Genomic DNA, 15,318 nt, shown 5'->3' with positions numbered 1-15,318 from the left:
AGGCGGAATTAATACCTCCCCGGATTGTTGTGAAACCAATTATCGTTTCATATTAACTAATTCTTCCAGCATCTGATCGGTTACAGTTATGATTTTGGAGTTCGCCTGGAAACCTCTCTGTGTGGTAATCATATCTGTCATTTCTGTGGCGAGGTCTACTTTGGCCATTTCTAAGTAATTGCCCATGATACGGCCTTCTGAACCACCGCCCTGAAATACGCTAACATTACCGGCACTGGCACCGACAGTGTAATAATAGCCGGAATCTTTTTCCAGACCGCCCATGTTCTGAACACTTCCCAGCGCTATCTTACCGATATTAACTGGCTGAGAATTTGCGGTAGTACCAACAATAGTTCCATCCGTCTGAATCTTATAGCTTGCAAACTCAGCAAGAGCATCGTCTGTAGATGTTCCACTGCTTGTACTGGTGCTTGAAGATGCTGCAGTGGTCTGAGCTGTGGTCAAATTAGCCTGTGCCTTCGTAACAGCATTCTTGGCTGCTTCAAGTTTTGTCTCTTCTGTACTCACAGTAATTTTAGCTGCATCGCGTACACTTTGAAGAGAACCATCTTCCAATGTACTCAATTTGTTTTTAAAATCAACCAGTGCTTTTTTTGCATCTTCATATTCTTGCTTTATAGTAGCATAACTTGCTAGAGTTTCATCAGCAGTCCGAAAAGCCTCTAATTTGGTCTGATAGTCCGAAAAATGATTATCAGGAGATGGGATGGTTTGCTCTGCAGTAGGTGCTACCAGCTTAGCCTTCAGCTTGATTAAATCATAATCAGCCTGTTCATAATCCTTAAGTTTTGCATAATAAGCATCTCTCAAAGTATTACTCGGGTCAGTTGTGGCATTCTTCCAGGCATTATAAGCATTTACCATATCAGTATTTAAAGTGGCTAATGCTGTTTCCTTGGCTCCAATGCCCAACGCATCATATTGAGTCTGATAATTAGTCTGGGCTGTAACATATGCCTGTCTTGCTGCTGACAAAATCGCATTCTGACTATTATATGCAGCCTGTGCATCACTCAAAGCTTTCTTAGCTGCAGTCACATCAGCGCTGTTTTTATCATTTTTCATCTTATTAAGCACCGATTGATTAGGCAGCTTTAATGGAACCAGTGATCCCGTTGCATATTCCTTACTGTCCTGATCATAACCGAATCCATATACGTAACTACCACTGTCATCTGTTAGGTAACCATTGGGATCCACTTTAAATTTACCAACTCGCGATAAATAAAGGCCACTTGACTTCACTGCATCATCCCCCTCTAATGACAGGGATCCGCCATTTAACATAGGACCAACAATGAAAAATCCGGTTCCATCAATCATACAATCCAGTCCATTTGAAGAAGGTGACATGCTTCCGGTTGAAAAATCGTAAGTAATTGCGCCAGTATTAACTCCATAACCAATTTGGTTCGCATTTACAGCACCGATCCCTCCGGTTTCGGTGTTACCACCAGATCCGGAACTGCTGTTCTGATACATAGCATCCTTAAAAGACATACTCGCAGCTTTATATCCCCATGTATTTACGTTTGCTATATTATTACCGATAACATCCATCTTTGACTGATGTGCCCTAAGTCCTGCAACACCAGCGAACATTGATCTGACCATATTTTTTAATCCTTTCTCTTTTTGAAACTGCCGCCTCCCGATGTCAGTCAGACATCCAGGTTAAGCCCCCATAAATGGTCCGGCTATAATAAAACGGCACTGTCAATATTGGTAAAAATGTTCTCTTTCATTTCATTTCCCGACATGGTTGTTACCACTGTGTTATTAGGAACATTTACAATAAACGCTCCCCGCTCACTGATAATAACAACATCTTTTGCACCTTTTAAACGAGCTTTTTCCACAGCAGATTGCAGATCATCTAAAAATGATGGTGTCACGTCGATCCCCCGCTGATTCGCCCGTTCTGTCGCATGCTTGGAAAAGTGAAGCTTTTCTTCTTCTCCAATCCGGCTGTTAAGAACATCACTGAAGCTGCTGCCGCATTCCGTTACCCCTGCCGCACTGCGAAGTTTCAGCTGCCGGACATCTTCAAATTGGTTTATTTTTCCTATCATTTTCAATCACCAACCATATCTTACTGGCCTAAAATTCTCAGCCATATTGCTTGTTTATACCGACTGTTTATTATCCGTTTTATCCTTGTCAGTACTGTTTGCAGCGTTGTTCTCTGTATTCTCAGTGTTTGTATCCGTTTTAGTTTCATCAACCGGCTCATGCCCCTTTTCGTAAACAGACATTACTCCAGACACCGGATATCCTGTCTTCACGTCGTCATCAAGATAAAGGGTAGGTATTCCATTATAAATATCCACACGGGTTACCGTTCCGTTATGCTTTTCCACATTACCGTTTTTGTCAAGAACGCCCACTAAAACCGACTTTCCCATCATGGAAGTTCCGTAATTGATTGTGTTTACCTGCGCAAAATCATCCATTGATGTGGAGAAGTTATCCATTGCCTGCATCATGGCAATCTGTGTCATCTGTGTCATCATCTCAGAGTTATCCATGGGGCTTGACATATCCTGGTTCTCAAGCTGTGCTGCTAAAAGCTTAAAAAATCCCTCCGTAGACAGTTCACTGTTTTTTTTCGTACTGACCTTGGAATCGGTATCGGTCGCAGCCGAGTTATATAACAGATTACCTGTGCCGCCTATTGCATCCGTACTAGCCATCTTTTATCTCCTTATCGTAAATTATTCACTCATTTCATCAGAATCAAGGTCTGATATACCAAGTCTCAGCTTTTGGATAAAATCATCTCCAAAATCATCGGATTGATTTTTCCGGTGTTCCTGCTGTTCTCTCCCATTGCCCTGATGTTCCTGGTTATTATTTAAGTAATCCGGCTGCTGTTTGTCTACAATCACATGAATGGGACGTTCTAAGTTGTTTTCCAGGATATTTCCTAATTCTCCGGCTGACTGGGACAGCATCTTTAAGGTCTTGCTTTCCGTACAGACAACAGATACACTCACCTGATCTTTCTCATATGCAACTTTAATAAGAATCTTTCCCAGGTTATGTGGTTCCAGCTGCACTTCCAGACTCTTCCTGCCTGTTTCAATCTGTGATATAATTTTTTCTGAAAGCTTTGCATTCAGTTCTTCCAGATTCTGAACCGGTAAGGTAGTATCAGCTGTTTCAGCTTTGTGGGTACTTAATTCAGACATTTGTCTCGGTGCAATGAGCTTCTCCTGAAACATACCAGGGATCTTATCCTGTGCGGTATCTTCGTCATTTAGACGGTCCTTTTCAGCTGTTTTCAACCGATAGCCTGGTCCATCAGCCCGCGCCAGTTTTTTCTCTGTCACACCGGGGCCATACTCTGTAATAACCTTCTCTGACACAGTATTTTCCTGTCCGCTCATTTTTAAAAGTGCTTCTCCAGGTCCCTTTACTTCTTCCTTTTTTCCATCTTTGAGCGGAGCAGCATTTTCTTCCTGTGCTGCCAGCCCGATTTGGGAATCCGGCACCGTCTTTTTGGGCATCAGACTGTTTAATGCATTGAAGTCTTCCTTTTCCTTAATCAAAGTACTGTCATCCTTCGGATTCCAGTTCTTAAGGCGAAATTCTTTAAGCAGCTGAAATGAATCCATAGATTTCGTATCCCCGGATTCTTCCTTTGAATCTAAGGAAACTGGCATCTGACCTTTTAAAGATTCCAGACCTGCAATCAGTGCATCTTTTTTCTGCTGATCAGGAGTATCAACCATTTCACGGGTCTTTCCATCCTGCTGAGCCTGGGGTACCCCTGCGTTTGAAGCTGCAGTCTCAAGATCCTTATTCAAATCCTTCTTGTCCTTGCTTCCAGTGTCTTTCTTTAAATCTTTTTCTCTCATCATTTTCTTAAAACCGGAACTATTATAAACTGATGTATCTTCCGTTTTCTGAGATTTTGGCATCTGCCTGATTAAAACTTCCACACTGTTTGTTTTCATCTCCATTGTTTTCCCTCCTTTCTCTATTCTGCCGTCAGGCATTGATTTTATGGTAACTGCCGGCTTTTGATCCGACAGGACTACCTGCTGCTGCGAACTGACATCGTATTGGAAACAAACTCTTCGATAAACAGTTCTTCACTTTTTAACACATCTTTGTTGTATTGATCCAGTTTTTTCTCTTTTAACTTGTCAATGGAGGCTTTTTCTTTTTTAGCCTCAATCACTTCGATGCGCTTTTGTTCCTCTTTTTTCTTAAGCTTTAAGAGTATCCCCTGTTCCGTAACAATTCTTTGCTGAATGAATGTTATATAGCGTTCGTATTCTCTCATAATATTGACAGTAACACCGCATAGGGTATCTTCCCTGTAACGGACAGCCGCACTCTGGCTCTTCTCCATCAATTCCTCGATCCGCCTTTCCTGCTGTGCTACACCGGCAAGAATCTGCGCATGTTCCGTTTTGAGATTCTCAAGCACCTGGTCTTTATAATTTAAAACAGTATCAAGAGGAAAATTGAATTTTTTCATCTTCAGCCTTCTTTCACAGAGTTTACTTTAAAATTGCTCTCATCTTCTCAAGTATTTCTTCATAGCTGTCATTCTCATTGATCCCCTGGCATAAAAACCGGTTAATCTTCTCTATCTTTGCTATGGCAACATCCAGTTTCGGGTTGGTTCCCGACTTGTAGGCGCCAATGGAAATTAAATCTTCATTCTTTTCATACAGGCTCAAAATATCCCTGATTTCAGATGCCATCTTTCTGTGCTCGTCTGATACAATATTGGTCATAAGACGGGATATACTGGCACTTACATCGATTGCCGGAAAATGGTTGGCATTGGCCAGTTTTCTGCTCAGTACAATATGGCCGTCTACAATACCGCGCACGGTATCGGCAATGGGTTCGTTGGTGTCATCACCTTCCACCAGAACTGTGTAAATTCCGGTAATGGAGCCTTCTTTAAAATTACCGCTTCTTTCCAGAAGTTTTGGAAATTCAGCATATATGGAGGGTGTATACCCTCTCGCTACCGGAGGTTCACCGATGGCAAGACCAATCTCTCTCTGAGCCATGGCAAAACGGGTCAGAGAATCCATCATAAGGAGTACATCTTTTCCCTGGTTTTTGAAATACTCTGCGATCGTGGTAGCGACCAGCGGGCATTTCATACGAAGCATGGCCGGCTGATCCGAAGTCGCCACAATCAAAACAGATCGTTTCATTCCTTCCGGACCCAAGTCCTTTTCAATAAACTCTCTTACCTCACGGCCTCGCTCTCCAACCAGTGCCACAACATTGATATCTGCCTTGACATTTCTGGCGATCATTCCAAGCAATGTACTTTTTCCAACACCGCTGCCTGCAAAGATACCGATACGCTGGCCCTTACCGATGGTATTCATACCATCGATTGCCTTGACACCGAATTCCAGCGGATCCGTAATGGGGGGGCGGGTCATGGGATTGATATAAGGATTCTCAACATAATAATACTTGGGATTTTCAAAAGGTCCTTTCCCATCCATGGGTTCTCCCTTGGCATCTATAATCCGGCCTCTTAAAAAATCTCCCACAGGGATCTTCAAACGTCTTCTTGTATTTCTTACAAAACTTCCTGCTGCTATTCCGCTCATGTTTTCATAGGCCATGAGCTGAATCTTATCATCTTTAAATCCAACCACTTCCACAGGGATCTGTTCTTTCCTGTCCTCATTGTAAATATAAGCGATATCCCCAATGCTGGCCTTTCCTCCGGATGCTTCCATAGACATACCAACAATATTTTCAATCTTGCCGATATGGTCTATGGTCTCTGTTTTCATGATTAAGTCCGATAAATCTTTGAACATACGGATTCCTCCTGCTACAGTCTTGCGTTATTGAGAATTCCCTTAATATTTTCTATCTGGGTATTTACGCTGACATCAATAATCTCTTCCGGAAGTTCGATAATGCAGGTCCCTTCTTCTGAATGGTCCATGGCAATAATCTTGATATTTCCGGATATATGGGAGAGTTCATTTAACAGTCCCACATCTCCCTGGATCATCATTCCTGCATCCTTTTGGGACACGTAAATTTTCACCCACTGAGTTTTTTTCAGTTTTCCTGCAGCAGCGACTATCATTCTTTTAATAATCTCACCGCTTGATTTCAAGCTGGTCTGTATCACCTTTTCCGCTATGGTTAAAGTGACCCGTTTTAAATCATCAATGTAGGTTTCCAGAATCCTGTTTTTTTCTTCTGTAACACTTTCGATGGTTGATTTAATGGTTTCACGGAATTCCTTCATCCGCAAATCCAGTTCTTCCTTATGCTCTTCGTACGCAGCCGTGCGTCCTTCCTGCAATCCGGCTTCATAGCCGTCCTGATAACCGTTTTCTCTGGCATCTGTGAGTATCTTTTCCGCTTCTTCCTTTGCCTGCCTTACAATCTCCTCGGCCCGTTCAGATGCTTTTTCAAAAATCTCAGCGACCTGAAGATACTCATCTTCTTCATCCGTCTCAAACTGTTCTGCTTCCGGACCGGCTACTTCTTTTTTCACCATTATATCTTCGAATTTTTCTTTAAATCCATATTCCAGTACCCGATCCGCAGCCTCAGGACCCTTGATAATATTAGGCAATGATATCATCCTTTCCGCCCTTGCTGATTATCAGCTCGCCCTCTTCTTCCAGACGTCTGATAATGCCAACAATTCTCTGCTGTGCCTCTTCTACATCTTTCAGACGTACATTAACCGTAACTTCCATGTCGGACTGAATGCTTTCTTTCATACGGGTTGACATATTGTTGAAAATAACATCTGTAATCTGCTTATTTGCATTCTTAAGCGCATAAACCATATCCTTCATATCGCATTCGCGGATAAAACGCTGAATGGATCTGTCGTCCATTGTAATAATGTCTTCGAAAACGAACATCTTCTTGCGGATGGTATCTGCCAGTTCTGCATCTTTTCTTCCCAATTCGTCGAAGATAAGTTTTTCGTTTCCTCTGTCCATATGGTTCATTACGTTTGCTATGTAATCGATACCGCCAACGGTTGTGTAATCCGTTGTAAGTATACCGGAGAATTTCTTCTTAATCTCATTCTCTACAATCTTAATGGCTTCCGGAGAAGCACTTTCCATTCTGGCAATGGATTCCACTACCTGAAGGCGCTTCTCAGGAGGAAGCTCAGAGATGAGCTGTGCTGTCATCTCTTCATTGGTATAGGATAAAACCAGCGCGATGGTCTGTGCTCTCTCATGCTGAAGAATAGAGAAAAGATTCTTGGAATCACTCTTCCGGATAAAGCCAAAGGATCTGGATTTAAGGGACTGGGTTACTTTCTGAAGCAGGCTGTTGGCTGTGCTCTCTCCAAATGCCTTTTCCAAAACGGTTCTTGCATATTCCAGTCCGCCGTCTGTTACCACCTTCTGTGTTAAACAGGTTTTATAAAACTCATCCAATACGGCATGGGTGGTTTCTGACTCAACATGTCCGAGCTTTGCAACTTCGACGGTTAATTTTTCAATCTCCTCTTCACTCAGATACTTATATATTTTGGAAGCCTTATCCACGCCGAGTGAAACAATAACTGTTGCCGCTTTCTGTTCCGGCGTTAGATTAGTCGTCATTATTGTTTCCTCCATTTAACCAGGTCTTTAATAGCTGTGCTGAAATTTCAGGATTCTGTTCTGCAAATTCACGGACGCTTTCACGCAGTTCCGCAACTTTGTCCTCTTCAGGAGCAAGGACCTCGATCTCCTTTTCCTCTGTATCAGACATCTGCGGAAGAATCGGCATATCTTCCTGACTGTCTTCCAGCTCTTCAGCAAGCGCTCTTTTCCTTCTTCTGCGCCGAATAATAAGAATAATAATAACCAGAAGAAGCAGTACTCCAGCCAATGCTCCAATGAGAATCCACTGATTAATAAGAATACCATTGGTGCTTGCCTCTGCAGGCTGATCCGGTTCTTTCGGCACATCAATTGTGTAGAATGGCGCTGCTACAGCCGTAATCTTTTCAGCCCGGTCTGCCTGAGCAATTCCCGCAGCATTCCCCGCAAGATTGCGTATATCATCTACAGACAGTGAACCAAAGTCATTGCCATTGACTACTACAGAAACAGTAAGGTTCTCGATACTTCCAGGATTAACCTGTCCCTGTTCCTTGATCTGGTTTAATAAGTATTTTCTGTTTAAGCTGCTGGATCCATATGCATTATCTGAGTTTTGCCCGCCTGCATTATACTGGGGAATATCCGCATTGGCCTCTGAGCCGGCAACTCCTGATGCAGTCTGTCCATCTCCGGAATATTCCTTGAAAATGGATTCCTCAGAAGTAAGACCCGTTTTATCCTTCTCATCAATCTTTTCCGGTGTATTATAGACGATACTTTCCCGGATCAGCTTTTCCATGTTCACTGTGCCTTTAACGGATACCCGCACATTGCCGTTTCCGTATACCGGTCCCAGTACATTCATAACCTTTGCAGAGATCTGATCTTCGATCAGCTTAGATATCTCATCGGCTGCTTTTCCGGAATCTGCATCACTGTCATCGGAATTGGTTGATACCTCACGTCCGTTGCCGTCAAAGACAGAAACATTATCGATTACCATTCCGGGAATACTTTTTGAAATTAATAGCTGAATGGATTTCGCCTGTTCTTCCGTCGGCGATCCCCCGTCCTTCATAACGACAACAGCCTGGGCACTCGCTTCCTTTGCGCTGTCTTCGGACAGTGCATATTTAGAAGTTTCTCCCAGGGCTATCGTAACGTATGCTTCTTTTACTCCATCAAAAATTTGAATCGTAGATCCAATTCTTGTCTCCAGATCATACAGCTTAAATGTCTGACGATCTGAATCTGTAGTCATAAGATTAACATTGTTTCTGAAAACGTCATATGTAAAACCGCTCTTGGGATATCCTTCTGACACCAGCTTGGCTCTTGTGGTGTCCATCTTCTCAGTAGGAACTTTTATATCACCGTTGTCGTACTGATAATCGACCCCATCTTCCTGCAGTTTTCCAATAATCTGTTTTGCTTCTTCACTACTCACCCCGGTAAACATAACTTCATACGGTTTCTGCCGCATGGACAGTGCTGCAACGACTGCACCGCTGATCACCAATACGCCAATTACTCCCGCAATAATAATCTTTTTCGTCTTATCACTTAGTTTACCCAACAAATCTTTAATTTTTTCCATCATCGCGTACGTCCGCCCTGCTATCTGTTTTAAATACTAATACGAATTATTTCCGTATAAGCTTCCAATGCCTTATTCCTAAGTGCCGTTAAAAGTTCTACGGATAACTGGGCCTTTGCCGCTGCAGCTGGCACTGTATGTGCGTCATCAATCTGTCCGGTGGACAGAAGATACTGCTGTCTGGTTAAGTCTGATTCCGTTGTATTTACATTCTCAACTGCCTCTTTAAAAATATCCTGAAATGAAGGGCCTCCATTCTGTCCGGATACTGCCTTTTTAGCTGCTCCTATATCCCCAATGGAATCCAATGAGCGAATGGGCGTTATGAACATCTGTTCCATCTTATGTGCCTCCCGTTTTAACCTTTAATAATTGTACGAAGTCTGCTGATATCACTGTTTAAAGAATTCAGTTCGTATTGGTACTGCAGGGTAGTCCTTGCCAGTTCCACATTCTCTACATCTGTATTGACATTATTGCCGTCTAATCTTGCAGATTCATCGTTGGTGTTTCGTACATAATATCTGGAGCCATTAATAATCTTACCGATTTCCGCAGAAGTACCTCTCCTCGCTGCCGACAGCCTGTTGCGAAATTCGTCTTCGAAGGTCACATACTTGGCCTTATAGCCGGGGGTTTCACCATTCGCGATATTATTAAGTGTCGTCTGCTGCTTTGACCACAAATAATCCAGAGATTTTTCCGCCATGGAAATGCTGTTCCCAAAAATTGCATTCATCGGATTGTTCCTCACTTTCATTTCTACCGGCAATCTGCCATTATGACGTATTCGGACTGTTACAAAATGGAAAAAATAGTTAAATTTTAACAGTCAGATGCAAAATCATTCATTTTTTGTAATTTTCTTACTCCATTTTACATTTTATTACAATTATTGTCAAGAAAGTTCTAAGAATTCGACACGGTTTTTCGTAAGGAAAAATTAGGAAATAGCAGAAAACCCCGTATTTACGGGGTTTTTGGGGATTGGGAGAGCTAAATTTTACTATATTTTTTATTGCAGATGGGTAAATATGGGTTAATTCTTTGGCAAATTTTGCGTATTTTATTCAGTTTGTAGTTACTGATTCTAGCTTTATATTATTATTATATTGACTTATGTAACGTTTTTACTTTGAAATTACGATAATTTTACGCGTATAATAAGTCTTTGGAATTGTATAGATAATTTGTCAACTTTCATAATGAAAATCAAGCTTGACCTATTTTACTTTTGCAAGTATAATTTTATGAATAATTATTTGTAATTTTGTTGTTTTTCGACAGTTCTTAATGAATATTCCAATACAAATCATTTTTAACGATTATCCAATATTTTTGTTGTTTCACAAAATGGTGTCGCACTGAGGAGGTAAAGGTATGAAATCAAATAACATGATAGAAAACGAACAGACCGATAATTTTTATGATTTACGTGGCAAAGGATTATCGATTAATGAATTAAGAAAAGAAAAGAATTTTATTTCGTACTTAAAATTGTTGAAAACTTTTTCAAAAAGATATACACTTTTAATTTCTGTTAATAATACTCCTTGCGGTCCGTACTTTACGCAAGAGACCGCTGCTGAAATTATGGATTTAGGTCTAAATATAAACTTATTCAATCGTTTTCGTTATGCTTATGCAGCAGTTATAGATGCAGGTGAACTTTTGATGGAGTGCATGTCACCTTCACCTGCTGATACAGTAGAATGGCAAAACTGTATAGGAGAATGTAATGTAGAAATTTTCAGTTCTGGCTGGAATGCTAATAAAAATCCAAATACTGCTACTCTATGTATTGATGGTAAAGACTATGCTCCAAATTTGCGTGGATTTAATTTTGTATTGTTTGATTCTGTAACAAAAACAATTCTAGATTCTTGTTGTTTTGATACATATGATTCTCATTTTAATTGTCATCGACCATCAGAAAAGATAGAAGCTTTGAAGGATTATAAAAAAAACCATCCTGATGTTACTGTTGTTTGTTTTAACATGCCTAATTTTCCAAAAGAAAATTTAAGTATTATTGAGACTTTTATAACTCAAAATTCTCTTTCCATCGGATTAATTATGAATAATCTGGAAAAACATGTGTTTGCGTTAAACAAATATTTTACTAATAAAGAAGACATTACAGAGGTGTTAAGTCCACCCAAATCGTATCTGGATATTTATGGTATACGTCGTTTTGAAGATACACACGGCAAATACGTCAATACTTCTAATGGCATTCGAATTACAACATCTCAACCCCAGGAATACAAACGTTCCATATTTATTTTGGGAGGATGCACAATTTTCGGAGTAGGTTCATCTGATAATGGGACTATTGCATCCCAATTGCAATCGCTACTGAATAAACATATGGAAGAACTAGGGTTTATTGTTCATAACTATGGTTATTACCTCTCTGATTTAACAGGTTTAGCTACCGGAGAAGAATTTTTAATTCTTAATTCTTTACCTACTAAACCAGGTGATATAATTTTATTCCCTTTTGAACAAACGGAGGGTTTTCCTTTCTTTGATCTTTCTACCGCAGCAACCCGTCCACATAATTATGGAGAAGTATTCTTCGATATGATGCATTATACTGAAGATGGGAACTGTTTAATTGCAGATAAAATATTCGACTGTCTCAATCATCATGATTTTTTTAGTAGAATGACAGAAAATGAATATTTTATACCTACCAATCAATCGAAACTTAAGCAAAAATATGCCGGATTGAATAACAGTGATCTAGATAAACTTGAGAAATATAAAAATATACTTTACGAATTTTATGACTCATTGTTCTACATTAGAATTGGCGCTATCGTAATGAATTGTAACCCTTTTACCTTGGGACATCGTTATTTGATTGAACAAGCTCTTTTACAGTGCGATCACTTAATGATATTTCTTGTTCAAGAGGATAAATCGATTTTTTCATTTAATGACAGGCTTAAACTAGTTGATGAGGGTACATCGGATTTAAAAAATGTCACTGTAATACCTAGCGGGAATTTTATTATCTCATCATTAACATTCTCTGAGTATTTTAATAAAGCAGAATTACAAGATCGCATTATTGATTCATCCCTTGATTTAACTCTTTTTGCATGTGAGATTGCACCTTGTTTGAATATATCTGTTCGATTTGCAGGTGAGGAGCCCTTTGATAATGTAACGCGACAATATAACGATGCCATGCGAGCGGTTTTACCGCAATATGGGATTGAGTTTATAGAAATTCCGAGAAGAGAATCCGGTGGTATAGCAATCAGTGCTTCTCGTGTTAGAAGATTAATAGAAGAAAAAAACTTTGATGTTCTACCTTCTCTGGTACCAGCAACAACGTTTGAATATCTAAAAAAACGTTTTATGATAGAAGAGGTTTAGGGAAACACTAAATTCTGAAGTTTTCCAGTGCCTTAGTTACTACCAAGACACAATAAGACTCAGACGCCATCATTAATATGCTATCTACATGTGAAAAGTGTGGTACAGCCCCGTCAAAAACGTAAATGGTAAATTTACCATTTACATCATCTCAAACACCCAGAACTTCTAAATCAGTATTGATGACGTATAATTAATTTCGCAAATTTAATTATACGTCATCTTTGAAGCACTTACTATCATGTATAATGAAAACCGAATAGGACACCATCTTTTGGAGCACTTACACACTTTTTCGCATTTTGCTTAGCAATCGATCACCCAATCACTCATTGGTACATCAAATTTTCCACGTGCTGTCCAAGGGACAGTTTCAATTTTTCGATCAGGGTTACAGTATCTGCATGCCTCATGCGGTTTATCTAGTATATTATTTAGCTCCCATCCATCAAGCTTAGTATTATGTAAGTCAATCCTGAGCTTTGATACTTCGGTATCGGATAACTGATTCGTTTTTACCCCATAGCAATCTTCAAATATGTAATTTAGTGGACCAGAACCACAAGGATATAGGTAACCATCACGCAAAAAATTACATAATATAGTTGAGCCGCATTTTCTACGTGTCCACGAATCAACAGGATCTCCAACATACGATTCATTCAGTATAACGGACTTGTTGAAGGATTGTATCGGGATAGTATCACCGCTCCACTCCCCATATACACCATGCTTTTTTAGAAGGGCAGTAACTTGTTCACGTTTTTCATAGATCGGAGGATATGCCGAGATATGAAATACACAGCGATAGTTTCTCATAACTTCAAATAACGGAGCCAGATGCTCGCCAAGAAGTAATCCATTAGTAACAACCGACATATCGGCTGCCGGAAACACCTCACGTGTAACCTTAATCCATTCTTGCAGCTCAGGATTCAGTAATGGCTCACCACCCATGAGCCTTAACCTTGATACATTCCACCAAAGATCACCCAGCTTCCGTACATCCTTATGATACTGTTCCAAATCGCACATTTTAGGTTCTTTAACCAAATTACAATAGTGACTACAGGCCTTACAATTTAGGTTGCAATGATCTGCAACGTGTGTCTCATAGTATTTTAAATCCGGCTTACTGACATCTACTCTAATCAGTTCGCTTGCCAAGTCACCTTTTTCAACGTCCCTCATGTAATAAAACTGGTTTACTACATAGAATTCCGGAACTCCAAGTAAACGAAGCGCATTTTGTATCGCTCGATATGCATAACAAACATTAGCAATAATAATAGTGTCAATTTCTAGATTTTTATACATTCTAGTGAGAACTTCTAATGATACTATTTTCTTATTTTCTAAATACTTATCTATATTTTTCCCTGTCTCATCACAGAAAACGATAAGTTTATATTCATCACCACTTTGGTCAATTCTCTGTTTAAGGATCATTCCATGATTATTTACGCCTATAATCGCTACTTTTTTTGACTGTTTAGACATAATTGATTCTAATTCATAGTTAATGGAAGCCACCTCAGAATCCTGCGGTATTAACTCTCTAAGTTCTTTTATATATGTATTTGCTTCCCCGTAGCGTTTATTTTCCATCAAAAATTGCACACGAATTTTTTTGAACAATACCCATGCATCTGAAGTTTCCGTTATTGCGGCTGCGATTTCTCCAATAGCACAATAACGTTCAACCTGCTCATCCGGCACTTCCTCACGCGAGAGCAACCAATCACTCAAAGTAAGAAATATCTGTTTACGTCTTGCGGTCCATTGCTCATATTGACCGAAATGCGAACCTAATTGTGATTCTGATACTAATTTTATTGAGGCTGGACACATAAGAATTTCAAATAGAATGTCAATTTTTCCGGAATCCTTAATAGTTTTTGTCAGCAATGTTTGAAGTGTTTCTTCCAGCCCGTTCATGTATAGATAGAGTAAAAACTCAATATTACGTGGGCAATCGGCTTTAATCTGCATAAGATATTTATAAACTTGTTCATAGCGACGATTATCTTTTTGAAAATAATCTAATTTTTTTGTGTTTGTGATTACTTCTGGGTTAGCATATTCATAATGCAATATTTTTGAAAAAAATCCGACACGTTGTGAGTTTTGAAACGCAGATGATACTCTTTCAAAATCATCAAAGTCTTTACATTTCCCTAGTGAATCTTTATTTTTCTCAATACATTTACTCCCTAACGTCGCCCTGTATAGCTTGCCTTCAGTAAACTTCATAAACTCAAAGTATTCTGTGAAAAACGTGGAGAATTCTTCAGCTTTTAATACAAGTGTTTTGTCTACACTTACTGTGGAATTATCTTCTTCTGCAGTACCGAACTTATCGCTACCACAACATGCAATATCTAGATCATGTTCAGACGCAAACTGCAACATCGTTTCTAGAAATGCTGGATCGTATGCATGATTGACATCAAGAGCGCAGATATAATCATTTTCAGAAAATGTACGCGGCAGTATATTTTCTATATTTGAGCTATCATTATCATAAAACACTCGGATTCGGTTGTCCTTTAATGCATAGTTACAAATCATTTCCCTTGTATCATCTGTTGATGCACAGTCTATAAGGTAATACACAAAATCACTATATGATTGGCTAAGTACGCTATCGACAGCTCGATTCAACATTTTATGGGAGTTATGGGTTGTTGTAATTATATATATCATTTCATTTTCCTCTTTCTAGAAAGGCTATTT

At 39.7% G+C, this 15,318-nt stretch carries 13 protein-coding genes; 1 reads left to right on the top strand and 12 read right to left on the bottom strand.

Translation table 11 applies throughout. From position 1 onward, the window contains the following. Positions 1–39: 39 nt before the first annotated feature. From V7D18_RS00230 to flgB, 11 genes are all read right to left on the bottom strand, one after another. Entirely contained in the window at positions 40–1,638 is a 1,599-nt protein-coding gene (locus tag V7D18_RS00230) for a flagellar hook-basal body complex protein (RefSeq protein ID WP_426150292.1), read from the bottom strand. A gap of 83 nt (positions 1,639–1,721) precedes the next feature. Beyond that, positions 1,722–2,096, bottom strand: a complete 375-nt coding sequence (locus V7D18_RS00225) for a TIGR02530 family flagellar biosynthesis protein (protein WP_426150290.1) — start codon at positions 2,094–2,096, stop codon at positions 1,722–1,724. A 54-nt stretch (positions 2,097–2,150) separates the two neighbouring features. After that, a complete protein-coding gene (locus tag V7D18_RS00220) occupies positions 2,151–2,717 on the bottom strand; it encodes a flagellar hook assembly protein FlgD (protein WP_426150288.1) in 567 nt (188 codons plus the stop codon). 21 nt (positions 2,718–2,738) lie between these two features. Further along, positions 2,739–3,989 (bottom strand): flagellar hook-length control protein FliK, encoded by a 1,251-nt coding sequence (locus tag V7D18_RS00215; RefSeq protein WP_426150286.1) that lies wholly within the window; start codon positions 3,987–3,989, stop codon positions 2,739–2,741. 74 nt (positions 3,990–4,063) lie between these two features. Continuing rightward, positions 4,064–4,513, bottom strand: coding sequence for a flagellar export protein FliJ (gene fliJ / locus V7D18_RS00210; RefSeq protein WP_426150284.1), 450 nt, complete (start codon positions 4,511–4,513; stop codon positions 4,064–4,066). Positions 4,514–4,535: 22 nt separating this feature from the next. Continuing rightward, positions 4,536–5,837 (bottom strand): flagellar protein export ATPase FliI, encoded by a 1,302-nt coding sequence (gene fliI, locus V7D18_RS00205; protein ID WP_314462302.1) that lies wholly within the window; start codon positions 5,835–5,837, stop codon positions 4,536–4,538. A gap of 14 nt (positions 5,838–5,851) precedes the next feature. Next, positions 5,852–6,613 carry a FliH/SctL family protein gene (locus tag V7D18_RS00200; protein ID WP_426150282.1) on the bottom strand — a complete coding sequence of 254 codons (762 nt, stop codon included), beginning with the start codon at positions 6,611–6,613 and terminating at the stop codon, positions 5,852–5,854. Continuing rightward, positions 6,606–7,610, bottom strand: coding sequence for a flagellar motor switch protein FliG (gene fliG, locus V7D18_RS00195; protein WP_426150280.1), 1,005 nt, complete (start codon positions 7,608–7,610; stop codon positions 6,606–6,608). The genes V7D18_RS00200 and fliG overlap by 8 nt, the downstream gene beginning before the upstream one ends. Next, positions 7,600–9,195, bottom strand: a complete 1,596-nt coding sequence (gene fliF, locus V7D18_RS00190) for a flagellar basal-body MS-ring/collar protein FliF (RefSeq protein WP_426150278.1) — start codon at positions 9,193–9,195, stop codon at positions 7,600–7,602. Before fliF ends, fliG begins: the two co-directional genes overlap by 11 nt. Before the next feature lie 26 nt (positions 9,196–9,221). Beyond that, the gene (fliE, locus tag V7D18_RS00185) at positions 9,222–9,533 is read right to left on the bottom strand and encodes a flagellar hook-basal body complex protein FliE (RefSeq protein WP_426150276.1); all 312 of its coding nucleotides are present in this window, start codon (positions 9,531–9,533) and stop codon (positions 9,222–9,224) included. A gap of 17 nt (positions 9,534–9,550) precedes the next feature. Beyond that, positions 9,551–9,931, bottom strand: coding sequence for a flagellar basal body rod protein FlgB (gene flgB, locus V7D18_RS00180; RefSeq protein WP_117415666.1), 381 nt, complete (start codon positions 9,929–9,931; stop codon positions 9,551–9,553). Positions 9,932–10,572: 641 nt separating this feature from the next. Between flgB and V7D18_RS00175 the strand changes: the two genes are divergently transcribed. Then, positions 10,573–12,582: an adenylyltransferase/cytidyltransferase family protein gene (locus V7D18_RS00175; protein WP_426150274.1), complete on the top strand. Its 2,010-nt coding sequence runs from the start codon at positions 10,573–10,575 to the stop codon at positions 12,580–12,582. 306 nt (positions 12,583–12,888) lie between these two features. Here V7D18_RS00175 and V7D18_RS00170 read toward each other — a convergent pair whose 3' ends face one another. Beyond that, entirely contained in the window at positions 12,889–15,288 is a 2,400-nt protein-coding gene (locus tag V7D18_RS00170; protein WP_426150272.1) for a glycosyltransferase, read from the bottom strand. Between the last annotated feature and the right edge of the window lie 30 nt (positions 15,289–15,318).

The sequence above is a fragment of the Lacrimispora sp. 38-1 genome (assembly GCF_049890855.1).
Taxonomy (GTDB): Bacteria; Bacillota; Clostridia; order Lachnospirales; family Lachnospiraceae; genus Lacrimispora.
This window is presented reverse-complemented; position numbering and strand designations above follow the sequence as displayed.